The 22,616-nt window shown below is 39.8% G+C and carries 20 protein-coding genes; 2 read left to right on the top strand and 18 right to left on the bottom strand.

Annotated features, from left to right (window positions below):
- Positions 1 to 8 precede the first annotated feature (8 nt).
- The 17 genes from ftsZ to rnr all read right to left on the bottom strand — a co-directional run bounded on the left by ftsZ (position 9) and on the right by rnr (position 20,425).
- Complete coding sequence (gene ftsZ / locus V6W77_RS00680; RefSeq protein ID WP_025235344.1) at positions 9 to 1,244, bottom strand: cell division protein FtsZ; 1,236 nt, start codon at positions 1,242 to 1,244, stop codon at positions 9 to 11.
- A 30-nt stretch (positions 1,245 to 1,274) separates the two neighbouring features.
- A complete protein-coding gene (gene ftsA / locus V6W77_RS00675) occupies positions 1,275 to 2,546 on the bottom strand; it encodes a cell division protein FtsA (RefSeq protein ID WP_283386358.1) in 1,272 nt (423 codons plus the stop codon).
- Positions 2,547 to 2,569: 23 nt separating this feature from the next.
- Complete coding sequence (locus V6W77_RS00670; protein WP_334234443.1) at positions 2,570 to 3,361, bottom strand: cell division protein FtsQ/DivIB; 792 nt, start codon at positions 3,359 to 3,361, stop codon at positions 2,570 to 2,572.
- Positions 3,361 to 4,272 carry a D-alanine--D-alanine ligase gene (locus tag V6W77_RS00665; protein ID WP_283386360.1) on the bottom strand — a complete coding sequence of 304 codons (912 nt, stop codon included), beginning with the start codon at positions 4,270 to 4,272 and terminating at the stop codon, positions 3,361 to 3,363. Before V6W77_RS00665 ends, V6W77_RS00670 begins: the two co-directional genes overlap by 1 nt.
- A gap of 9 nt (positions 4,273 to 4,281) precedes the next feature.
- Positions 4,282 to 5,709, bottom strand: a complete 1,428-nt coding sequence (gene murC, locus V6W77_RS00660) for a UDP-N-acetylmuramate--L-alanine ligase (protein WP_334253492.1) — start codon at positions 5,707 to 5,709, stop codon at positions 4,282 to 4,284.
- 86 nt (positions 5,710 to 5,795) lie between these two features.
- Positions 5,796 to 6,851, bottom strand: coding sequence for an undecaprenyldiphospho-muramoylpentapeptide beta-N-acetylglucosaminyltransferase (murG, locus tag V6W77_RS00655; protein ID WP_334253491.1), 1,056 nt, complete (start codon positions 6,849 to 6,851; stop codon positions 5,796 to 5,798).
- A gap of 117 nt (positions 6,852 to 6,968) precedes the next feature.
- On the bottom strand, positions 6,969 to 8,147 hold the full coding sequence (ftsW, locus tag V6W77_RS00650; RefSeq protein WP_025235338.1) for a putative lipid II flippase FtsW: 1,179 nt from the start codon (positions 8,145 to 8,147) through the stop codon (positions 6,969 to 6,971).
- Entirely contained in the window at positions 8,147 to 9,448 is a 1,302-nt protein-coding gene (gene murD, locus V6W77_RS00645; protein WP_334236387.1) for a UDP-N-acetylmuramoyl-L-alanine--D-glutamate ligase, read from the bottom strand. The genes ftsW and murD overlap by 1 nt, the downstream gene beginning before the upstream one ends.
- A 58-nt stretch (positions 9,449 to 9,506) precedes the next feature.
- Entirely contained in the window at positions 9,507 to 10,589 is a 1,083-nt protein-coding gene (gene mraY / locus V6W77_RS00640) for a phospho-N-acetylmuramoyl-pentapeptide-transferase (protein WP_188156840.1), read from the bottom strand.
- Between the two features lie 25 nt (positions 10,590 to 10,614).
- Complete coding sequence (gene murF / locus V6W77_RS00635) at positions 10,615 to 12,009, bottom strand: UDP-N-acetylmuramoyl-tripeptide--D-alanyl-D-alanine ligase (protein ID WP_334253490.1); 1,395 nt, start codon at positions 12,007 to 12,009, stop codon at positions 10,615 to 10,617.
- A 261-nt stretch (positions 12,010 to 12,270) separates the two neighbouring features.
- A complete protein-coding gene (murE, locus tag V6W77_RS00630) occupies positions 12,271 to 13,770 on the bottom strand; it encodes a UDP-N-acetylmuramoyl-L-alanyl-D-glutamate--2,6-diaminopimelate ligase (RefSeq protein ID WP_334253489.1) in 1,500 nt (499 codons plus the stop codon).
- Between the two features lie 8 nt (positions 13,771 to 13,778).
- Positions 13,779 to 15,833, bottom strand: coding sequence for a penicillin-binding transpeptidase domain-containing protein (locus tag V6W77_RS00625; protein WP_334253488.1), 2,055 nt, complete (start codon positions 15,831 to 15,833; stop codon positions 13,779 to 13,781).
- A 3-nt stretch (positions 15,834 to 15,836) separates the two neighbouring features.
- A complete protein-coding gene (ftsL, locus tag V6W77_RS00620; RefSeq protein ID WP_334253487.1) occupies positions 15,837 to 16,148 on the bottom strand; it encodes a cell division protein FtsL in 312 nt (103 codons plus the stop codon).
- Between the two features lie 28 nt (positions 16,149 to 16,176).
- On the bottom strand, positions 16,177 to 17,115 hold the full coding sequence (gene rsmH, locus V6W77_RS00615; RefSeq protein ID WP_334253486.1) for a 16S rRNA (cytosine(1402)-N(4))-methyltransferase RsmH: 939 nt from the start codon (positions 17,113 to 17,115) through the stop codon (positions 16,177 to 16,179).
- Between the two features lie 15 nt (positions 17,116 to 17,130).
- Positions 17,131 to 17,589, bottom strand: coding sequence for a division/cell wall cluster transcriptional repressor MraZ (gene mraZ, locus V6W77_RS00610; RefSeq protein ID WP_025235330.1), 459 nt, complete (start codon positions 17,587 to 17,589; stop codon positions 17,131 to 17,133).
- A gap of 202 nt (positions 17,590 to 17,791) precedes the next feature.
- A complete protein-coding gene (locus V6W77_RS00605; RefSeq protein WP_334228793.1) occupies positions 17,792 to 18,058 on the bottom strand; it encodes a hypothetical protein in 267 nt (88 codons plus the stop codon).
- A 3-nt stretch (positions 18,059 to 18,061) separates the two neighbouring features.
- Positions 18,062 to 20,425, bottom strand: coding sequence for a ribonuclease R (gene rnr, locus V6W77_RS00600; RefSeq protein ID WP_334253485.1), 2,364 nt, complete (start codon positions 20,423 to 20,425; stop codon positions 18,062 to 18,064).
- A gap of 138 nt (positions 20,426 to 20,563) precedes the next feature.
- Here rnr and V6W77_RS00595 point away from each other — a divergent pair, with 138 nt between their 5' ends.
- Both V6W77_RS00595 and V6W77_RS00590 read left to right on the top strand, forming a co-directional pair.
- Positions 20,564 to 20,884 carry a zinc ribbon domain-containing protein YjdM gene (locus V6W77_RS00595; RefSeq protein ID WP_176671703.1) on the top strand — a complete coding sequence of 107 codons (321 nt, stop codon included), beginning with the start codon at positions 20,564 to 20,566 and terminating at the stop codon, positions 20,882 to 20,884.
- 73 nt (positions 20,885 to 20,957) lie between these two features.
- A complete protein-coding gene (locus tag V6W77_RS00590; protein WP_283386372.1) occupies positions 20,958 to 21,581 on the top strand; it encodes a hypothetical protein in 624 nt (207 codons plus the stop codon).
- Between the two features lie 43 nt (positions 21,582 to 21,624).
- On the opposite strand, the gene znuA is transcribed toward V6W77_RS00590, so the two are convergent.
- Positions 21,625 to 22,581: a zinc ABC transporter substrate-binding protein ZnuA gene (gene znuA, locus V6W77_RS00585; protein WP_334253484.1), complete on the bottom strand. Its 957-nt coding sequence runs from the start codon at positions 22,579 to 22,581 to the stop codon at positions 21,625 to 21,627.
- Positions 22,582 to 22,616: the final 35 nt, after the last annotated feature.

Here is a 22,616-nt window from a genome sequence, read left to right as displayed (position 1 = left end):
TTTGGAAGTTATTGACTATTTCTCATAAAACCCGGAATTGAACTTGGGTTAAAAATCTGTGTTGAGTCTACCGATTGTGGCTTTGGTGCTACAGGTTGTTGAACTTGTTGCTGACCAAATTGGTTAGGCTGATTATAACCTGATGGCTGTGTAAATCCCGGCTGTGGTGCTACTTGTGGTTGTTGAGGCTGAGCCGCTTGTTGTTGATGCATTTGATGTGCATATACAGGTGGTGCTTTTGGCATATGTAATGCTTCTTCCGGCTGACCAATACCTGTTGCTACAAGAGTTACGCTCACTTTACCATCCATTTCAGGGTAGTAGTTACAACCAAATACAATTGCAGCATCTTCAGACGCAAAGCCATAAATTAAATCCATCATAGCATAAACTTCTTCTAATAAGAAATCTGTTCCTGCACTGATGTTAATCAACATACCACTTGCACCTGAAATATCTACATTTTCAAGTAATGGGCTTGAAATAGCATCATTCATTGCTTTTTCTGCACGACCTTCGCCGACTTCGCCTTCAGCAAAGCCGGTACCGATCATCGCGTGCCCTTTGCCAGACATAACAGTGCGTACATCAGCAAAATCCACGTTAATATCGGCACCGGTAGAACCACCCGAACTGGTAATCATATTAGTGATACCTAGTACACAGTTGCTTAATACATCATTTGCTGCTGCAAATGCATCTACGGCTGTTGTTTGTTTACCTAAACCACGTAATTTATCATTAGGGATGATAATTAGAGAATCAACATATTGAGAAAGTTCCTTAATACCTTGATCGGCAAAACGCATACGGCGAGGACCTTCAAAGCGGAAAGGTTTAGTTACAACCCCAACAGTCAAAGAGCCTTGCTCTTTTGCAATTTGAGCAACAACCGGTGCAGCACCTGTACCTGTACCACCACCCATACCAACTGCGATAAAGGTCATATTTGCACCTTTTAATGCATTAGCGATCGCTTCACGGTCTTCTTCAGCTGCTTGTTTACCGACCATAGGGTCAGCTCCTGCACCTAAACCTTTAGTTGTAGCTGCACCAATTTGAATGGTTTGGCGTGTTGTTCTTTTTCTTAATACTTGAGCATCTGTATTTACATCAAAGAATTCAACACCTTTAATATCATCGGCAGAACGCGACATTCTGTCTACAGCGTTACCGCCACCGCCGCCAACACCCACTACCTTAATGATAGCGTCTTGCGTTTGTTCAATAATAGGTTCAAACATTTTTATCTCCCTGCGTGTTATATAACACTATTAAAATTTTGATTTGAAGAAATCGATAATTTTCTTGGTACCACGACCAATTGGTGCAAAGATATCTTCATTAGAATCTGTACTTGTACTCTGTTCAGTATAATTATAATGGCTATACTGCAAAAGCCCTAGTGCTGTTGCATATTGCGGTTTATTCACATAATCGGTTAAACCTGTAATATTGAGTGGATAACCAACACGCACTTGTGAACCAAAAATAGACTTAGCACATTCTACAATATCTTCAATTTGCGAACCACCGCCTGTAATTACCACACCGGCAATTAATTCTTGTTTTATCCCTTTTTGGAATAATTCATTGCGTAGTTGTGTGAGTTCATCTTCAACTACTTTTAATAAATCGTTGTAACATTGTGATGTTACCGTTGCAACTTGAGCACGAGTGAAAGTTCTTGCCATACGTCCACCCAATCCTGCAACCTCAATTTTTTTATCTGCATTATGGGTTGGAGGCGAAATTGCACTTCCATAAGTTACCTTAAGGCTTTCGGCTTCTGGGCGAGAAGTAGTAAATACACGGGCTAAATAATCAGTAATATTATTACCTGCAAATGGAATAACTTTACTGTATCTTAACGCTCCATCAGTATAAACCAATACATCCATCGTACCGCCACCAATATCAATTAAGCAAACACCCAACTCTTTTTCATCTTCTGTTAAGACTGAATAGCTTGATGCAAGTCCTGAAAATACCACTTGATCGACTTTTAATTTTGCGTGTTCAACTGCATTTTTTAAATTTTTAAGCCACGCTTGATGACAAGCAATTAGATGAGCCTGAACCTGTAAACGCATACCTGATAACCCGATTGGGTTTTTAGTTGCAGGCAATCTATCTACGTGATATTCCTGTGGAATCATATGTAATGTTTCCAAACCATCTTGTAATTTAATTGCTTTTGCCATATCAACGGCACTTTCAATATTATCTTGAGTAACAACACCGCCTGATAATGTTGATGAGCCAGCTTCATTTAAGCCAACAATATGTTGTCCTGAAATCGCAAGGGTTACGCCCATAATTTGACAATCTGCAATAGATTCTGCTTGTTCAATCGCTCGTTGAATGGAATTAACGGCAGCATCAAGATCGATTACACCACCACGATCAACGCCTTTAGAAGGGCAAACGCCTGCTCCCATTACATTAATCACACCATCAGGTAATACTTCGCCAACAACGGCAACCACCTTTGATGTGCCAATATCGAGACCTACGATAATTTTTGATTCTGCTGCTTTCGTCATATTATTTTATATTCACTAAACGTTTAATTTTTTATAGGGCTAAATCCAACTGCCGCACCGTGCGGATAACGCAAATCAACATAAGCTAATCGATTACCCTCAGGAATATTGATTTCAGGGAAAATCGTTACAAAACGATCAATTTTAGAAGTCCATTCTCCCCTACCTAGTCGCAATTCTACTTGATTAGATAGTTCAATCGTCCAAGACCCCCTATTATCCACCGACACAGAGATCAAATCTAATTTACGGGCATTTAAATCAGCTCGAATCTTATTCCAAGCCTCTAATACATTTTTACCCTGTGAATCTGGTCCATACAATAAAGGCAAACCGTTTTTATCTAATCTATCTTTCGGTAAACTAAATACTACACCCTGTTCCGAAACAAAATTAACATCGTTCCATACCGCAACAGGTTTATGCTCTAACAATGTAATACTTAAACGATCAGGATAAAGTTTACGAACGACTACATCTTTGACCCAAGGGATAGATAAAAGTTTATCTTTGACCTCTTGAATATCTTGCCCGAAATATCCTTTTAGAGCAGGTTCTCCAGATAAAGTTTCACGAATATCCGCATTTGTTGTAAATTGTGTTTTATGGGTCAATGCATAGGCTCGAATAGGGGCTTTATCCCAACTTTCAAGTATGTTTTGCCAGTTACTATATACACCAAATAGAAATAGTGTACATAATAACACAATTAATGGTTTAATGAATACTAACCATTTACGAGAAGAAACCGAAGTTTTTGGATTAATAACATTAAAACGCACATTTGTGCTGTTTTTCTTGCGGAAAATCCCCATTAAGCACTTAACTCCAATACACGCTCAACTAATGCTTCAAATGAAATCCCCACCGTTGCTGCTGATTTAGGGAAAATACTATGGCTTGTCATTCCCGGGTTAGTATTTACCTCTACCAAACGGAAATTGCCTTTTGCATCTTCCATCACATCAATACGACTCCAACCTCGACAACCGACCACATCATAAGCAGCTTTTACTAATTGAGCCACTTCAGCTTGGCGTTCATCGTTCAAAGCTGGTACAACATATTGCGTATTATCTGACACATATTTGGCGTGGTAGTCATAAAATTCACCGTCAGGGATCACTTGAACCGCAGGCAGAACTTGACCATCTAACACCGGTACAGAGTATTCATTACCGGCTAAAAATTCTTCTACTAATACAATAGAATCAAATTTTAACGCCTCTTGAATGGCTGGCTCTAACTCTTCTCTGGTTTTTACTTTAAAAACACCTACACTTGAACCTTCACAAGAAGGCTTTACGAATACAGGTAAACCTAATTTTGCAATAATTTGATCAAAATCGACCGCTTGTCCACGCTGAACCACAACCATATCTGCCGTAGGTAAACCTACTGCATTCCATAATAATTTGGTGCGGAATTTATCTAAGGTTACCGCTGATGCCATCACGCCACAACCTGTATAAGGAATTCCCATTTGCTCCAATGCCCCTTGTAGGACGCCATTTTCGCCAATGCCACCGTGTAAAATATTAAATACACGCTGAATGCCTTTTTCTTTTAATTTTTCAATTGGGAATTCTTTGGTATCAATACCTTCAACGTCATAACCTAAACTTCTCAATGCTTCTGTTACTGCTGCACCTGAATTAAGAGAAACCTCACGCTCTTGCGAAACACCACCAAATAACACTGCAATTTTTTCGTTTTTAATGCTCATTTTAAATCCTTATGCTTTCCAACTTTCTGCTAAACCACGCGAGATACGGCTTACACTACCTGCACCCTGTGCTAAGATTAAATCACCGTCTTGAATAATTTGATCTAATACTTCACCGAGTTGTTCGGTATCTGACACTAAAATCGGATCAACTTTACCCAAATTACGGATTGAACGAGCTAGGGCTTTACTGTCTGCTCCAACAATTGGCGATTCACCAGCTGCATAAACATCTAATAAAATCAACGCATCAACTTTAGAAAGCACTTGAACAAACTCATCGAATAAATCACGAGTACGAGAATAACGGTGAGGCTGGAATACCATCACTACACGTTTACCCTCCCAACCTTGACGAGCCGCTTGAATGGTTACATCTACTTCTGTTGGGTGATGACCGTAATCATCAACTAACATAATTTTACCGTTAGGACGAATAAATGAGCCGAGCTGATCAAAACGACGACCTGCACCTTGGAAATCTGCAAGAGCTGCTAAAATTGCTTCATTTCCAATGCCTTCTTCTTTAGCCACAGCAAGTGCTGCTGTTGCATTTAATGCATTATGTGTACCCGGCACGTTAAGCAATACATCAATACGTTCGCCACTTGGGCAAACAACCGTATAATGCCCCTGAAAACCTGTTTGTTGGTAATCTTCAATACGATAATCTGCTTTTTCACTAAAACCATAAGTAATCACTTGACGACCAACACGAGGAGCAATTTCCATTACAGTTGCATCATCTGCACACATCACAGCTAAACCGTAGAATGGCAAGTTACGCAGAAAACGCACATAAGTATCTTTCATTTTTTCAAAATCGCCACCGTAGGTGTCCATATGATCCGGTTCGATATTGGTTACCACCGATACCATTGGTTGCAAGTGTAAGAAAGAAGCATCGCTTTCATCAGCCTCAGCAATTAAATAACGGCTTGCCCCTAGATGTGCATTTTTGCCGGCTGATTTCACCAAACCACCATTTACAAAGGTCGGGTCTAATTTTGCCTCTGTATAAATCATTGAAATCATTGCCGTTGTGGTCGTTTTACCGTGTGTGCCGGCAATCGCAATGCCGTGTCTAAAACGCATAATTTCTGCTAACATTTCCGCACGGCGAATAACAGGAATTCTAGCTTCACGTGCCGCAATAATTTCCGGGTTAGTTTCATCAATGGCGGTTGAAACTACCACCACGCTTGCACCTGAAATATTTTCTGCTTGATGCCCGATAAACACTTTTGCCCCTGCTGTCGATAAACGTTGTGTTACCACTCCGTCAGCAATATCCGAACCTGAAATTTGGTAACCTTCATTAAGCAATACTTCTGCAATTCCGCTCATACCGGCACCACCAATCCCGATGAAGTGGATCTGGTTTACACGACGCATTTCTGGCACTAACTTTTTAACTTTATCCTGGAAATTTTTCATTTCTAATCCTACTATTTACTTTGTAAGCGGTTAAATTTTTCGAAAATTTTGCAAAAAACTGTAAAAATTTGACCGCTTGCATCCAACTAATTTGCTTCTTGAATAATCACCTCTGCCACACGCTGTGCCGCAGTTGGCGTTGCTTTTGCTCTGGCTCGCATTGCCATATTTAATAATTTTTGGCGATCGGCAATAAGTGGCTGTAAGGCATTTAACAATGATTGAGGATTAAAATCTACCTGCTCAATAATCACTGCTGCCCCAGCCTCCGCTAAGTAATTTGCATTCAAAAATTGTTGCCTATCTTTATGCTGGAACGGCACAAAAATAGCTGGCAAACCGACCGCGGCAATTTCACAAACAGTTAAAGCCCCCGAGCGGCAAATAACTAAATCCGCCCATTCATAGGCTGCCTTCATATCATCAATAAATTCTGAAGCGATGCCATTACTCGTTTGTTGATAAACGTCCTCAATACCGGCTAAATTATCCTTACCCACTTGGTGGCTAATAAACACATTATTACCCAACACTTTTGCTACTTCCGGCACAGTTTGGTTGATCACTCTTGCCCCTTGACTACCGCCCATCACTAAAATATTAATGGGATAGCCTCGCTCCTTAAAACGCTCGTTTGGTAAAGGTAAAGCGGATAAATCTTCACGCACCGGATTACCTACCACTTCCGCATCATTAAACGCCGTTGGAAAAGCTTGTAATACCTTACGGGCAATTTTTGAAAGCCATACATTAGTTAAACCCGCTACCGCATTTTGCTCGTGTAAAATTACCGGTACACCGCATAATTTTGCTGCGATACCGCCTGGTCCGGAAACATAGCCTCCCATACCTAATACAGCATCCGGTTGATAGTCTTTAATGATTTTTCGAGCTTGCATCACAGCTTTAAAGATCGCAAAAGGGGCTTTTAATAATGTCCCAAGCCCTTTGCCACGCAAGCCGGAAATTTCGATAAAATCAATATCTATGCCGTGTTTTGGCACAAGAGTGGCTTCCATTCTATCTTTCGTGCCGAGCCAGCGGATTTGCCAGCCTTGTTTTTGTAGCTCTCTCGCTACCGCAATTGCAGGAAAAACGTGTCCGCCGGTACCGCCTGCCATCACTAATAATTTTTTAGCCATTTTTAACTCTTTTTAATAGGAAAACGTATTATTCTACTTGATTTATCTCTTTTTAAGTAAATACAAGCGGTTAAAATTCTTTATTTATTTGCAATTTTTAAATCAGAATAGCTTGTACTACACACTTTTGATTTTAGCGTGCCCAATTCGCTCAGCTCTGTTTTCGTGATCGATTCTCAGCAATACTGCAATCGCAATCGACATAATCACCAAACTTGATCCACCATAGCTCACTAAGGGGAAGGTTAAACCTTTGGTTGGTAGTAACCCCGATGCTACACCTAAATTTACAAAACCTTGCAAGAAAATCCAAATCGCAATACCAAATGCCATATAGCCTTTAAAGCGTTCTTCTAAAATTAAAGACTCTTTGCTAATTTTTAAGGCTCGAACCGTTAATAATATCAATAAAAGAACAATACAAAGAATGCCGAAAAAGCCAAATTCTTCACCCACAACTGCCATAACAAAGTCGGTATGAGCTTCCGGTAAATATTCTAATTTTTGGACTGAATTTCCTAAACCTTGCCCCCAGAATTTACCTTGCCCGAATGCCATTTGTGAATTAGAGAGCTGGAAACCATCTCCATACGCATCGGCAAATGGATCCATAAAAGAAGTAACACGTTTTAGACGATATTCAGAAGTCAAAATCAGTACCGCAAATAAGACTGTTCCTACCACGCCTAAAAACATAAATTGCATAATTTTTGCCCCTACAATAAACAACATTGAAAATGTGAGCACAAATAATACAAAGGTACTTCCCAAGTCGGGTTGTAAAATTAAGAGGAAACCGAATACAAATAAAATTACCGCCGGTCGCCAAAAGCTGGCTTTTTCCTTACGGATTTCATCATATTTACGCACATAAAAGCTGGCAAAATAGCAAATTACTGCTAATTTTGCTAATTCCGCAGGCTGGAAGTTAAGAATACCCAACGGAATCCAACGCACTGCACCATTAATCGATCTACCGAAAATTAATACTGCAATCAAAAAACTAATGGCAATAAAAAATAATGCGACATTATATTTTTCCCATTTTTCGACAGGAATTTGTACAAAAATATAGCAAAAAATAATTGAGGCAATAATATACAAACCATCACGAATGGCAAAATAGAATGGATCGTCATTAAGCCTTGTACTGACAGGGATAGAAGCGGACGTAACCATCACAAATCCAATAACCAGTAACCCTAAAAATAACCAAATTAGAGTTCTGTCATAAAGCGAATTAGAAGGGGTTAGTCTGACCCATTTATCCCATTCTGTTTTAAATTTTTCTAACATTATGCTTCTTGTCCTTGTGCCAACGAAACAAACACATCGCCACGTTGTTCAAAGTTTTTAAACTGATCTAAACTCGCACAAGCAGGAGAAAGTAAAACCATATCGCCTTTTTTGAGTTGTGGGCGAATAGCAGTAATCGCTTCTTGCATTGTTTCTACCAATACACTTTGTTCGCTTAATTTTGCTAATTCGTTGCCATCTTGCCCGAAGCAGTAACAAACAATATTTGGCTTATTAATTAACGGCTTAAGTTCAGAGAAATCAGCTGCTTTGCCATCACCACCGAGTAATAAATAGAGTGTACCGGCTACGCTCAGCCCATTTAGTGCAGCAATGGTACTGCCCACATTAGTTGCTTTGGAATCATTGACCCAACGTACGCCATCATTGGTGGCAACAGCTTGAAAGCGATGAGGCAATCCTCCATAAGTTTGTAATGCTTTGACGATACCCTCACGAGGAACATTGGCAGCTTCTGCCAATGCCATTGCAGCGAGTGCATTCATCTCATTATGACGACCGCTAATTAACATTTGGTTGGTGTTAATAATGGCAGTATCTCCTGCATAAAGTACACCATTACGCATTGTGTATTCTGCATTCTGTTCTGCAAAACGGATTAAATTTTTGACCGCTTGTTCAGGGTAAGTTTGAGCGTCTTCACCATTTACGACAATGTTTTCGGCATTTTCATAAATACGCAATTTGGCATTACGGTAATCCGCAATTGCATCATAGCGATCCATATGGTCTTCGCTGATGTTTAAAATCGTTGCTGCTTTCGCTTTCAGTGAATAAGTGGTTTCAAGTTGGAAGCTGGAAAGTTCTAGCACAAAAAGATCATAATCTTCGTCTAATAGACTTAACACCGGCACACCAATATTGCCCCCCATTCCAACCTTCAAGCCTGCTTGTTTAACCATTTCAGCAGTTAAAGTTGTTACTGTGCTTTTACCGTTCGATCCTGTAATGGCAATAATCGGGGCTTTCGCTTCACGACAAAATAGTTCTACATCACCCACTACTTCAACACCGGCTTGGATCGCTTGCTGAATTTCAAGCGTTGCTAATGCCAAACCTGGACTAATGACGATTAAATCTGACTTGAGCAACCACTCACTGTTTAATCCACCGGTGTGTAAAGGAATCGTTTTATCGAGTTTATCGGCACCTGCCGGATTAGCTCGAGTGTCAATTACTTGGATATTCGCTTTCTTTTTCTTAAAGAAATCAACACAAGATAATCCTGTTGTACCTAATCCGATAACAGTTACTGTTTTGCCTTGATATTGGTTTTGCATAATTTTTTCTCTAAATCTAAAAAACAGCATAAGGTGCGTAAAAAACGCACCTTATCAATTAACGTAATTTCAGGGTAACTAAGCCTATTAATACTAACATTAGTGTGATAATCCAGAAGCGGACAATCACTCGTGGCTCTGGCCAGCCTTTTAATTCAAAGTGATGATGAATAGGTGCCATTCGGAAAATTCGTTTTTGGCGTAATTTATAAGAACCGACCTGTAAAATAACCGAGAGGGCTTCAACTACAAATACACCGCCCATCACAACTAATAGCAATTCTTGACGAACTAATACCGCGATAATGCCTAATGCTCCACCTAATGAAAGTGAGCCTACATCACCCATAAATACTTGAGCCGGATAGGTGTTATACCACAAGAAGCCTAAACCTGCTCCAACAATTGCCGTACATAAAATAACTAATTCCGATGTGTTTGGAATAAATGGAATGTGTAAATATTGTGCAAAATTGAAGTTACCTGTTGCCCAAGCAATCAATGCAAAAGCAGAAGCAACCAGAATGATCGGCACTATCGCCAAGCCGTCTAAACCGTCTGTTAAGTTTACAGCATTACTTGTACCGACAATCACAAAGTAAGCAAGGATAATGTAAAACACGCCTAATTGTGGCATCACATCTTTAAAGAACGGTACAACTAATTGAGTAGCTGCTGTATCTTTTCCGACCGCATACATACCAAAAACCGCCACTAAAGCGATTGCGGATAACCAGAAATATTTCCAACGGGCAATTAAGCCGTCTGTGTTTTTACGGGATATCTTGCGATAATCATCAACAAAACCAACCACTCCGTAGCCAAATAATACAAATAAGGTAAACCAAACATAAGAGTTGCGAAGATCCGCCCAAAGTAACGTACTCACACCAATAGCCGCTAAAATCATAATACCGCCCATTGTTGGCGTACCACGTTTTTTAAAGTGGCTTTCCGGACCCTCATTACGCACTTCTTGACCAAATTTTAAGATCTGTAAACGTCTAATGACCTTTGGTCCGATCCAAAGCCCAATCCCCATTGCTGTTAATAACGCCATAATGGCACGGAAGGTGATATAAGAGACCACGTTAAATGCGGTATTATATTGCACCAGTAGTTCTGCAAGCCAAACTAACATTGCTTAGTCCTTAAAAATAATAAAATTAAAAATTGATATTAAATTGTTTACAAAGCTCGGAAATCACAGTTTCCATCTTTTGGCTACGAGAGCCTTTTGCAAGTAATACAAGCGGTTGTTTTTGTTCGATTTTTTGCAAAATAATCGGTGTTAAAAATTCAACCATTTGCTGCTTATCGGTAAAGTGATGTTGTGAATTTTGGCTAATAACCGCACTCTCTTTACCAAAACTCAAAATCAAATCCAGCTCCGCTTGTTGAGCAAAATCTGCCACTTCTTGATGACATTTACCACTTTCCTCACCTAATTCTGCCATATCGCCTACCGCAAAAATTCGGTATGCAGGGTAATTTTGTAGCACTGAAATTGCCGACTTCATTGAATCCACATTGGCATTGTAAGTATCATCAATAAATAAACAGTTATCATTAATTTGTACGGGATACAAACGCCCTTTTACCATTGAACGTTGCTCAAGTCCGGCTTTAACTGCCTCTAAGGTTGCTCCAACCGACATTGCAAGCGAGGTTGCCGCTAACGCGTTACTCACATTATGGTTGCCTAAATAAGGAAGCTCAATTTCAATTTCGCCTTGTGGTGTATGAAGCATAAAACGTGAGCCATTTAGCAATAATTCCACATCATCTGCCCAGTAATCCGCGTATGAATCCGAATCTGAGCCGATATAAGAGAAAGATTGAATTTCGTTTGAACCAATTTCCTTCTGCCATTGTGGATAATAGAAAGCCAAATTGATAATGGCTTTTCCACCTTCTTTCAAACCACGATAAATTTCACCTTTTGCCTGTGCCACACCTTCAAGTGAACCAAAACCTTCTAAGTGAGCAGCGGCTACATTATTCACTAAGCACGCATCAGGTTTGGTAATTTCAGTCGTATAAGCAATTTCACCAATATGATTTGCTCCCAGTTCAATTACCGCATATTTATGCTGTTCGGTTAATCGGAGCAATGTCATTGGTACGCCTAAATCATTGTTTAAATTACCACAAGTGTATAAAACTTCCTCTTCACAAGCGGTCATTTTTTGTAGAATTTTTGCAGTCATCTCTTTCACTGTCGTTTTACCGGAAGAGCCTGTCATCGCCACCGTTTTCGGATTCAGTTTTGCTTTTAACCACTTCGCCAATTCACCCAATGCAAGGCGAGTATCTACCACCACAATTTGTGGTACGTTAATTTCACACTCACGCTCAACGACAACCGCAACGCAGCCTTGAGCAACAGCATTTTCGAGGTAGTGATGGGCATCAAAATTTTCGCCTTTTAATGCAAAAAATAAACCATTTTCGACCGCTTGTCGGGTGTCTGTGCTGGTTGTTTCTACCGCAGTTTCGCCGTTGCCGATAAGGCGAGCGTTTAGGATTTCAGCGATTTGTTGGGTTGTTAGTTTTATCATTTTGTTTTTCTTTAATAATTAGCTACGAGTGTTAATTAATCCTGCCACAAACGCTTGCGTTTGAACGTTGCTTTAGCAACGGCACTCAGTGTGAGCGAAGCGAATAAATCTCCCCTAGCCCCTCGTAGCTCAAAGAGGGGGACTAGATCTCCACAAATTTGAAGTTCATTTTTCTACATAAAATTACAAATAGCCAGATGAACTCAAAATACGCTCTGCACGATCACCCGTCTTTAGAAAAGAGGGGAGGGGGATATTTGATTAAGATACTAAATACTTCCTAGAAACTTCCTGATCTGAAAAATGCAACTTCTCCGTCCCAATAATCTGATAATCCTCGTGCCCTTTGCCGGCAATTAAAATCACATCGATAGATTTTGCTTGCTCAATGGCAGTTTTAATCGCTTGCTCACGGTTGTGGATCACTTGTACCGCAGATTGGTTTTCAAAACCTTTGAAGATATCCGCCATAATTTTTTGGTTATCTTCGGTTCTAGGGTTATCATCGGTTGCGATCACGTTATCTGCTAATTGCTCGGCAATTTTTGCCATTAATGGGCGTTTGCCCGTATCACGGTCTCCGCCGCAGCCGAAAATGCACCAGAGTTCACCTTCACAATGTAGACGAGCTGCTTGTAGTGCTTTTTCTAATGCATCAGGTGTATGGGCGTAGTCCACAATCACCATTGGTTTATTTGGGCTTGTGATACATTCCATTCTGCCAGCCACACCAACTAATTGCGGAGCTGTTTTGATGAGTGTTTGAATATCAAAACCTAATGCAAGCAAGCCAGCAAAAGCAGTTAAAATATTACTTACGTTGAAAGCCCCGATTAAACTACTGCGTAATTCACCATTTCCCCAGCTTGATTCAAATTTAATGGTTGCACCTTGTAGCGTAAATTTCACGGCAGTCGCTTTTATAAATTTATGGTTAGTGCTGAAATCCGGGCGAGTACTTACTGCCACTGCATTGGGTAACTTGCTAAGCCATTCAGAACCAATATCATCATCGGCGTTAATTACTTGAGCTTTCGTATTAAGTTCACTAAACAAGCGGAATTTCGCTTCTGCATATTCTTCCATTGTGTTGTGGTAATCAAGATGATCGCGGCTTAAGTTAGTGAATATCGCTAAATCAAACTCCAAAGCTTCTGCTCTAAATTGAGCTAAACCGTGAGAGCTGACTTCCATCGCACAAAAATCTGCACCCAGTTTCACAAAATCAGCAAGGTTACGTTGAATTTCAATGGCTGAGCCGGTAGTGTTTACTGCTTCTTGTACCTTGCCATATAAGCCGTTACCGATTGTTCCCATTACCGCTGATTTTCCGCCTAACAAGTTATGCCATTGAGCCAACAGTTGAGCGGTTGTCGTTTTGCCGTTTGTGCCGGTAATGCCTGCTAACACTAATTTTTGTGATGGATTATCGTAAAACGCTCCTGCGATAGCAGACAGCAATTTTGATAATTGAGGCACAGAAATGACTTTACAACAAGCGGTACGATCTAAGTTAAATTTTGCAAATTGTGGGGAAAGCTCAACTTCAATTTGATCTTCTTCCGCTTCAGCTAAAATAATTTTAGCCCCTTTCTCGATAGCGTTTGGGATAAATTTTCTACCATCAACTTGATGACCTTTAAGAGCAATAAATAAGTCGCCTTGTTGAACTTGGCGGCTGTCTAACGTCATTTGCTTTAGCTCGGTGAGTTCTTCAACCCAAGCATCAAGCTCTGTGAGAAAAGGAAGTAAACGTTTCATAGCTGACCTTAATTGATACTACGTTCTAATTTGATTTCACGCACGGCACTTTGTGTGTCTGACGTTAAATTATCCGGCTTAATATTACGTTGTTTTAGCGTATAGCCCATAATACGAGAGAATAGTGGGGCTGATACAAAACCACCATAATAGTTACCTGCTTTCGGCTCATTAATGAGTACTACTAAAGCAAAACGAGGATCGCTTGCCGGGGCAAGACCTGCGGTATAGGCGATATATTTCTCCACATATTTACCGTTTTCTAACTTACGAGCCGTACCTGTTTTGATTGCAACACGGTAGCCATCAACCGCAGCACGGTGTCCACCTTCGCCTTTTGCAGCAACGCTTTCCATCATCTGCACTACTTCACGGGTGGTTTTTTCTGGTAGAACTCGCTCGCCAATAACAGGGGGATCTACTTTGGTAATAGAAAGTGGGCGATAAATCCCGAAGCTGCCTAAGGTTGCATAAGCTCGAGCAAGCTGAAGTGGCGTAACATTCAAACCGTAACCATAAGAAAGTGTTGCTCGTTCAATATCTGCCCAGCGTTTACGATCTCCGTTTGTACCTCGTTGTTCGCCTAAACCTAAACCTGTATCTTTACCAAAACCCACTTTAGTGTAAGTATCCACTAACGCATTAGCAGGCATTCTTAAGGCTAATTTACTTACGCCAATGTTACTGGATTTTTGTAAAATACCTGTGATAGTCAAGCTATCTCTAGGGGCAACGTCTTTAATGGTATGTCCATTTATTACAATAGGTCTTGTACCGATAACTTCATCTTTATAAGTTACTTTATTATGTAAGGCGGTTAATACAGTAAAAGGTTTTACTGTTGAACCCGGCTCAAAAGTATCGGTAATCGCACGGTTACGCATAAGCTCTGGTTTAAAGCTATCACGTTTGTTTGGATTAAATGACGGTGCATTTGCCATTGCCAATACTTCGCCTGTTTGAACATCAACTAATACTGCTGTGCCTGATTCTGCATTATTTTCCTGCACCGCTTTTTTGATTTCACGGTACACCATAGATTGCAACTCTTCATCGATACTGAGCATTACATCTTGCGGATCGTATTGTTTTTCCGAACGAATATTCTCAACAATATTGCCTTTAGCATCTTTACGGATTATTTGTTTACCGTTTTTACCAATCAGCAAAGAGTTAAAACTACGTTCTAAGCCTTCCGAGCCATTCATATCGTCTTTATCGGTAAAGCCAATAAGTTGCGAAGCTTCTTCTGATAATGGATAAAAACGGCGAGATTCACCTTTAATCACTAACGCATCAATATCAAGTTCTTTCGCATACTCACTAATCGCTTCTGATTGATGGCGAGACAAATAGACAAAACGTTGGCGATTTTTGCTGTAAAGCTCGTCCATTATGTCATTATAAGACCGCCCGATTTCTTTGCTTAGTGCTTGGAATTTCCGGCGTTCTAGTTCCCAGTGTTCCTGATCTAAACGAACGAAAACAGAACTTGGATTATTTCTCACTTTCTCTATTAACGCGTTGTAATCTAAGCCTGTAACTTGTGCAAGTTGTGTCCAATAACCTTCACTTTTGGTGTTTAAAATAGAGCGAGGGTCAAAATCTACTTTCTCTTTTGAGATATTCTTTTTCTCAATAAATTTATTCACACTGGCTTCAATCTTACTTTTTGACGTTTCCATTTCAATCGCCAACGCTCGCCAGCTTTCGTTGGAACGTCTTAGCTTAGTATCGAAATATTCTCTTGGATCAAGTGTTAAAGAATACATTGGAACACTAATGGAAAGGAAACGCCCATTGCGATCTAAAATCCTCCCACGCGTGAATTGCAATTCTTTAGTACGAAGCGAGCGGTTATTTGCTTCTTTAATTAATCGTTCAGAATCAATAAGTTGAATATAAGCAGCTTGAGCTAAGAGCCCTACTACCATTACCACCATTAACAGTGCCACCACCCAGAAGCGTTTCGGTAAAAAACTAGGTAATTTTTTACCTTCTACTTTTGTTGGCTCTGCAATTGGGGCTTTTTGTTTAGGTTTTACTTTAACTGACTTGACCATTTTCTATTCAACTAAAATTATTTCTTGTTCTTTTTTAATTGGCTGTAAACCGAAAGATTCTGCAGCGGCATCAACTCTCGCTCTTCCACTACGGCTATTTTCTTCCAATAACAAATTGGTATATTGGCTCTCCAGCTTCTGATTAGCGGAAATTAATTGCCCTTGTTCACTAACAGACAAACGGGTTTGGTGCGTTACCCAAATTGTTGCAACCGCTGAAATAACCACTCCAATTAGCAGTAAAATCGCAACTTTGTTATGACTAAAAATATCGTCAATAATAATTTGGTGTAACGGATAGCGTTCGTTAGACATTTTCATTCCTTTCATTTACTTAACGTTACTAGCGTTTTTCTGCAATTCGGAGCACCGCACTACGTGAGCGAGCGTTTGCTTCAATCTCTGCTTCACTTGGCATAATCGCTTTTCCAATGGTTTTAAGTGGAATATTTTTATTCAATTCAGCTTCCAAAATAGGCAAACCTCGAGGTACGTCCATACCTTTGCTATGTTTACGCATAAACTGCTTGACCATTCTGTCTTCAAGTGAGTGGAAGCTAATAATAGACAAACGCCCTTCTGGAGCTAATACGGTTAATGCGGAATTGAGAGCTTTTTCCAGTTCATCTAATTCGCTGTTAATAAAAATTCTAATTGCTTGGAAAGAACGAGTTGCCGGGTGTTTATGCTTATCTTTAAACGGCACGGCATCGCTAATAATTTGGGCGAGTTGCAACGTGCGAGAAATTTTCTCACTTGCAGATTTATTGTAAGAAACGACCGCTTGTGCAATGCGTTTGGCAAAGCGTTCTTCGCCAAACTCTTTAAGCACCCAAGCTAAATCTTCAACAGATACTTGAGCTAACCACTCTGAGGCTGATAATCCTTTGGTGGTATCCATACGCATATCAAGTGGTCCATCACGCATAAAGCTGAAGCCTCTTTCAGCTTCATCAAGTTGTGGAGAAGAAACGCCCAAATCAAGTAAAATGCCGTCAATTTTGCCAACCAATCCCATTCGTTCACAAATTTCAGGAATGACAGAAAAAGCAGTGTGTTCAATCTGAAAACGTGGATCGTTAATGGTTTGAGCTTCTGCGATCGCTCGAGGATCACGATCTGTTGCAATCAAGCGTCCATTTTCGCCTAATTTGGATAAAATTAAGCGAGAATGTCCACCACGCCCAAAAGTACCATCAATATAGATACCGTTAGGCTTAATTGCTAAGCCATCAACGGCTTCGTGCAATAATACTGTAATATGTTTCGGTGTTTCGCTCATTTTTCTTTCCAATTACTATAGCGATAAATTTTTTAAGGCATCGCAATCCAACATTTCTGCTGAACCACCAAATGCAAGATCTTCAGCAATTTGGGCTTGCCATTGTTTATCTTGCCAGATTTCAAATTTGTTTAATTGCCCAACCAACATAATCTGTTGATCTAATTGAGCGTGTTGGCGAAGTGTAGGGCTAAGTAAAATACGACCTGCCGAGTCCATTTCACATTCGGTTGCAAAGCCTTGCATTACACGCTGAATACGGCGTTGAACGGGGTCAAAATTTGATAATGCCAGTAATTTCTGCTCAACAATTTCCCATTCGTGCAAAGGGTAAAGTAGCAAACAAGGCTGACGAATATCGACTGTGCAAACTAAAATTCCGTGATGTTTTTCGAGAAGTTCTGCACGGTAGCGGGTCGGAATAGCGATCCGCCCTTTACTATCAATACTGATTGAACTTGCACCACGAAACATTTTGATTCTTCGCCTTAGTTAAATAATGTTAAATTTAAGAAAAAGATCCACAATCCACCACTTTTTCCCACTTAATTGGGGGATTTTATCTATTCGTGATACATCTATCAAGGAGTTTTCATTTATTTACAAAATAAAAAGACCTATCTGAAAAGATAGGTCTTTCAATATTTGCAAATGTTTGCTCAAATTTAACCGCTTGTTAGCGTTTTAACACGGATTGCACTAACGATACCAAACCATAAACAGCCCAATAAAACAGAATAGCCCCGAAAAACAAGGTTGTGGTGTGAGGTAGCCAGTAATAAATACCCAGCACTTCTGCGGTACGGCATTCTAAACGTTGGTAATCATTGAGTTTAGTCAAATCATTACAATCAAAGGGAATATAGCTAAAAATGAAGTAGCTGATTATTGCGATAACAACTGCAAACAAAATGCTACACAAAATCTGTTTTTTATAATCCATTTTCTATTTCTTCTTTGACTTACTAGCGGTCGTTTTTGTCCGTTTTTTTGCAGATTTTACCGGTTTTTTCTCTGTGGTTTTCTTCGCTTTTTTTACGGTTTTTGGTTCTTTGAAAACAGGTTTCGCTGCGGCTTTTGCCTTTTTTCTCGCCGTTTTACCTGTCGTTTTATGTTCAGTTAGCAACTCAAAGTCAATTTTCTTTTCATCTAAATTCACGTTGATCACTTTTACTCGAACAGTATCACCTAAGCGATAAATGATGCCACTTTCGCCCACCAAACGTTGTCTGTCTGCATCATAATGGTAGTAGTCATTATCTAAGGTTGAAATATGAACCAAACCATCAATAAATAGCTCATTAAGTTTCACAAATAAGCCAAATCCTGTTACGCTTGAAATTACACCATCAAACTCTTCGCCGATATGATCCTGCATAAACTCACATTTCAGCCAATCTGCCACATCACGGGTCGCTTCATCTGCTCGGCGTTCGGTAGCAGAACATTTATCTCCAAATGCGTCCATATCATCTAACTTGTAGTGATAACCACCGCCATCAGTATAATGACGTGTATTGCCCTTGCCTTTTTCGATTAAATATTTAATCGCACGGTGCAATAACAAATCAGGATAACGGCGAATTGGCGAGGTAAAGTGAGCATATTCGGTTAATGCTAAGCCAAAATGTCCGATGTTATCCGCCGCATAAACGGCTTGTTTAAGAGAACGAAGTAACATTGTTTGAATAAGCTCTTTATCGGCACGTTCGGCAATTTGGTTTAATAATACGCCGTAATCTTTAGGTTGCGGATCAAGTCCAACGTCCCACGTTAAGCCGCATTCACGCACAAAGGATTTAAAACTCAATAATTTTTCTTCACTTGGTTTATCGTGGATACGATAAAGTGCGGGTTCATTTGCTTTTTCTACAAAACGAGCCGCCGCGATGTTTGCTAAAATCATACACTCTTCAATTAATTTGTGTGCATCATTGCGGATAAGCGGCTCAATGCGTTCAATTCGCCCTTGTGGATTGAAAATAAATTGATTTTCAATGGTTTCAAACTCAATTGCCCCTCGCTTTTGACGAGCTTTCATTAAAGTTTGGAACATCGCATAAAGCTCTTCAATATGTGGCACTAATGGTGCATAACGCTCACGCAAAATTTCATCGCCTTCTAACATTTTCCAAACTTTGGTATAGGTCAGGCGAGCGTGTGAATTCATTACTGCTTCATAGAATTTGTAATCGACCAATTCCCCTTTGTTGGAAACCGACATTTCCGCCACTAAACAGAGACGATCAACCTGTGGATTTAATGAACACAAGCCATTTGAAAGAACTTCGGGTAGCATTGGAATCACTCGATTCGGGAAATAAACCGAGTTACCTCGATTAAGTGCTTCCAAATCTAACGCCGTTTTCGGGCGGACATAATAGCTCACATCAGCAATAGCTACCCACAAACGCCAACCGTTACCCTCTTTTTTGGCAAAGACCGCATCGTCAAAATCACGAGCATCTTCGCCATCAATAGTAATGAGCGGTAAATCACGTAAATCAATACGCCCCTGCTTCGCTTCTTCCGGCACTTCTTCGCTAGTAAATTGACGAATTTGCTTTTCTACCCCTTCTGACCAAACGTGTGGAATATCGTGATTGCGTAATGCAATTTCGATTTCCATACCCGGTGCTAAATTATCGCCTAAAATCTCCGTAATAAAACCCACCGGGCGGTTAAAACCGGCTTTGCGTTCTTGCAATTCCACCACAACAACCTGTCCCATTCTTGCTCCCATACGATGCTCATCAGGGATTAGAATATCTTGATTGATACGGCTATCGTCAGGCACAACGAAACCGATACCACTTTCCAGGAAGAATCGCCCAACAATCTGCTTTTTACGGGCTTCCAGCACACGCACGATACGCACTTCTTTACGACCTCTTCTATCTGTGCCGTTCGGCTGTGCCAGTACAAAATCACCGTGCATTACTTTTACCATTTGAGCATTAGGAATAAACCAATCCTCATTTTTCGTCGTGAGTTTTTCGTGCCCTTCTACTTGTAGAAAACCATAGCCATCACGATGACCAATCACTGTCCCTTTCAATAAATCCATCTTTTCAGGCAAGGCATAACGTTTACCTTTAGTAAACACTAACTCGCCGTCATTTTCCATTGCCCGTAAACGGCGGCGAACACCCTCCATTCGTTCTTCATCATAAATGTGAAATGCTTCGAGCAACTCATCACGACTCATCGGTGCGTTATGTTCACGAATAGTATTTAAAATAAACTCTCGGCTCGGCACAGGATTTTCATATTTTTCTAATTCTTGTTGATAATTTGGATCGACTATCATAGTTGCCTCCTTTTGCTTTAATCTGCTCTTATTCTAACTGACTTTTCTTTACAATTGTTAAAAATTGTTCATTTATCTTTTTATTGCTTTTTATTATATAATGCCATTTTTAACATAAACCAATGAGAAGAAAATATTATGACATACCCTGTATGCCCTGAATGCAAAGGCGAAAATACTTATCATGATTCTATTCAATTTGTTTGCCCTGATTGTGCCTACGAATGGAATGGTGAAGAGACCACTCAAGACGAAGATGTCTTAATTGTAAAAGACAGTAATGGTAATTTATTATCGGATGGTGATGATGTACTATTAATCAAAGATTTGAAATTAAAAGGATCATCAGAAGTCTTGAAAAAAGGCACTAAATTCAAAGGGATTCGTTTAGCAAAAGGCGATCACAATGTAGATTGTGGCAAAATTATGCTGAAATCTGAATTTTTGAAAAAAGCCTAATGGGTAAATTTTACTGACTACAAGCGGTCAAATTTTTACTCAATTTTGCAAATTAAATTACTAGAGGAATATTATGTCTATTAAGAAACTTCTGTTGGCACTGCCTTTGATTTCATTGTTAGCATTTAATGTACAAGCGGCGGAGCCAACAAAATCAATGAATACAAAGAACACAACAACTCAAAAAGCAAATACTACAAATACTAAAAAAACGGAAGCAAACAAAAAAAATTCTACAGCCAATACAAAAAAATTGGCTAATGATAAATCTCAAGCCAATACAAGTAAAAAAGCAACATCTAAAACTCCGCAAGTGCAAGGGCTTGATTCGTTTAATAAAAATGTAACTATCAATCTAATGCAGCGAATCAATGCTGTACAAGATAACCAACCTGTTGCAATATTCGTTTATGAAGTAACAAATAAAGGTAGAAGCAAGATTAAAGGTTTACACTGGGCTTCTGCATTTACGGTAAATGAGCAAATTTTCTTTCTTCAAGAAAATATCACACCAGTATTTGAACAAGCATTAGAGCCGAAGCAAAAAGAAACCGTTACGCTTACCTTATTATTAGATAAAATACCTGAAAGCGTTAGACCGCTATTCGCTTCACTTGAAACCCCAATTGGTCATATTACTGTTGCCAAGCAGATTGATTTTACTAATGGTAAGAAAATTATCGTGAAAGAAGAATAAAACAAACCCCATTTAATTCACTTAAATGGGGTTATTTTTTATCTTACTTTGATAAACATTGGCTAAATTCGTTAGCTAGTGCCTGTAAAAACTCAGGATAAGCAGTTGCACTGAGTTGAACTTTCGCACCTAGTGGGTCTAATTGCCCTACATTTACGTTCGTTTCTTTAGCTAAAGTCTCAATTACTTTCGGGGTAAATTGTGGCTCAGCAAATAAACATTGTGCTTTGTTTTTAGCAATATTTTTCTTGATTGCGGCAAGTGTTTTCGCACCCGGTGCAACCGTTGGGTTAATGGTAAATGAACCTAATGAATTTAAACCATACTCTCTTTCAAAATAACCGTAAGCATCGTGGAAAGTGTAATAGCCTTTGGCTTTCACCAGCTCTAATTGCTTCGCAATTTCTGCTTTTTTAGCGGTTAAATTTGCTTTGAATTTTGCAAGATTTTCTGCAATTTTGGCTTTTTGTTCCGGTAATTGTTCACTTAAGCGTGCAGCAATTTGTTCCGCCGCTAACTCACTCGCTTCACTTGATAACCAAATATGCCAGTCTTCATCGTGGCTATGACCGTGATGATCATCGTGCTTGTGGCTATGCCCTTTATGTTCGTGTTTATGATCGTGTGAATGCTTGTGATCGTGGTCGTGAGCATCTTCTTTTTTATCGCTCGCTTTTTCCACCAACTCTTCAATCGCTTCGACATTCTCAAGGGTTAATACCTTCTCTTTCGGCAGTTTTTCGATGCTTTTTTCGAGGAAACTTTCTAAACCATCGCCCACCCAAACCACTAATTGAGCAGATTGTAACTGCGATACATCTGACGGTTTCAAGCTGTAATCGTGCGGAGAAGCGGTTACCGGTAATAATACTTTGGTTTCAGTAACGCCATCAGTAATCGCATTGGCGATAAAGCCCAACGGTTTGATGCTGGTTAATACATCCGCTTGAGCAACTCCCGCCCCTAAAACTGCTAAGCCAATCAATGTTTTCTTAAACATAAAATCTCCTTTTATAAATTTGAAATCAACGTATT

The organism is Mannheimia indoligenes (assembly GCF_036880405.1).
In the GTDB taxonomy this organism is placed as follows: domain Bacteria; phylum Pseudomonadota; class Gammaproteobacteria; order Enterobacterales; family Pasteurellaceae; genus Mannheimia; species Mannheimia indoligenes.
The sequence above is the reverse complement of the archived record's forward strand: the minus strand, read 5'-3'. Positions and strand labels throughout refer to the sequence as shown.

What these genes read in the sequence shown, in the direction of transcription:
- ftsA (WP_283386358.1), bottom strand. Translation starts at nt 2,546, where the DNA reads ATGACGAAAGCAGCAGAATCAAAAATTATCGTAGGTCTCGATATTGGC.
- murG (WP_334253491.1), bottom strand. Translation starts at nt 6,851, where the DNA reads ATGGCTAAAAAATTATTAGTGATGGCAGGCGGTACCGGCGGACACGTT.
- ftsW (WP_025235338.1), bottom strand. Translation starts at nt 8,147, where the DNA reads ATGTTAGAAAAATTTAAAACAGAATGGGATAAATGGGTCAGACTAACC.
- V6W77_RS00590 (WP_283386372.1), top strand. Translation starts at nt 20,958, where the DNA reads ATGTCTATTAAGAAACTTCTGTTGGCACTGCCTTTGATTTCATTGTTA.
- rnr (WP_334253485.1), bottom strand. Translation starts at nt 20,425, where the DNA reads ATGATAGTCGATCCAAATTATCAACAAGAATTAGAAAAATATGAAAAT.
- ftsZ (WP_025235344.1), bottom strand. Translation starts at nt 1,244, where the DNA reads ATGTTTGAACCTATTATTGAACAAACGCAAGACGCTATCATTAAGGTA.
- V6W77_RS00625 (WP_334253488.1), bottom strand. Translation starts at nt 15,833, where the DNA reads ATGGTCAAGTCAGTTAAAGTAAAACCTAAACAAAAAGCCCCAATTGCA.
- murE (WP_334253489.1), bottom strand. Translation starts at nt 13,770, where the DNA reads ATGAAACGTTTACTTCCTTTTCTCACAGAGCTTGATGCTTGGGTTGAA.
- murC (WP_334253492.1), bottom strand. Translation starts at nt 5,709, where the DNA reads ATGAAAAATTTCCAGGATAAAGTTAAAAAGTTAGTGCCAGAAATGCGT.
- V6W77_RS00605 (WP_334228793.1), bottom strand. Translation starts at nt 18,058, where the DNA reads ATGGATTATAAAAAACAGATTTTGTGTAGCATTTTGTTTGCAGTTGTT.
- mraZ (WP_025235330.1), bottom strand. Translation starts at nt 17,589, where the DNA reads ATGTTTCGTGGTGCAAGTTCAATCAGTATTGATAGTAAAGGGCGGATC.
- mraY (WP_188156840.1), bottom strand. Translation starts at nt 10,589, where the DNA reads ATGTTAGTTTGGCTTGCAGAACTACTGGTGCAATATAATACCGCATTT.
- murD (WP_334236387.1), bottom strand. Translation starts at nt 9,448, where the DNA reads ATGCAAAACCAATATCAAGGCAAAACAGTAACTGTTATCGGATTAGGT.
- V6W77_RS00670 (WP_334234443.1), bottom strand. Translation starts at nt 3,361, where the DNA reads ATGGGGATTTTCCGCAAGAAAAACAGCACAAATGTGCGTTTTAATGTT.
- rsmH (WP_334253486.1), bottom strand. Translation starts at nt 17,115, where the DNA reads ATGAGCGAAACACCGAAACATATTACAGTATTATTGCACGAAGCCGTT.
- V6W77_RS00595 (WP_176671703.1), top strand. Translation starts at nt 20,564, where the DNA reads ATGACATACCCTGTATGCCCTGAATGCAAAGGCGAAAATACTTATCAT.
- ftsL (WP_334253487.1), bottom strand. Translation starts at nt 16,148, where the DNA reads ATGTCTAACGAACGCTATCCGTTACACCAAATTATTATTGACGATATT.
- murF (WP_334253490.1), bottom strand. Translation starts at nt 12,009, where the DNA reads ATGATAAAACTAACAACCCAACAAATCGCTGAAATCCTAAACGCTCGC.
- V6W77_RS00665 (WP_283386360.1), bottom strand. Translation starts at nt 4,272, where the DNA reads ATGAGCATTAAAAACGAAAAAATTGCAGTGTTATTTGGTGGTGTTTCG.
- znuA (WP_334253484.1), bottom strand. Translation starts at nt 22,581, where the DNA reads ATGTTTAAGAAAACATTGATTGGCTTAGCAGTTTTAGGGGCGGGAGTT.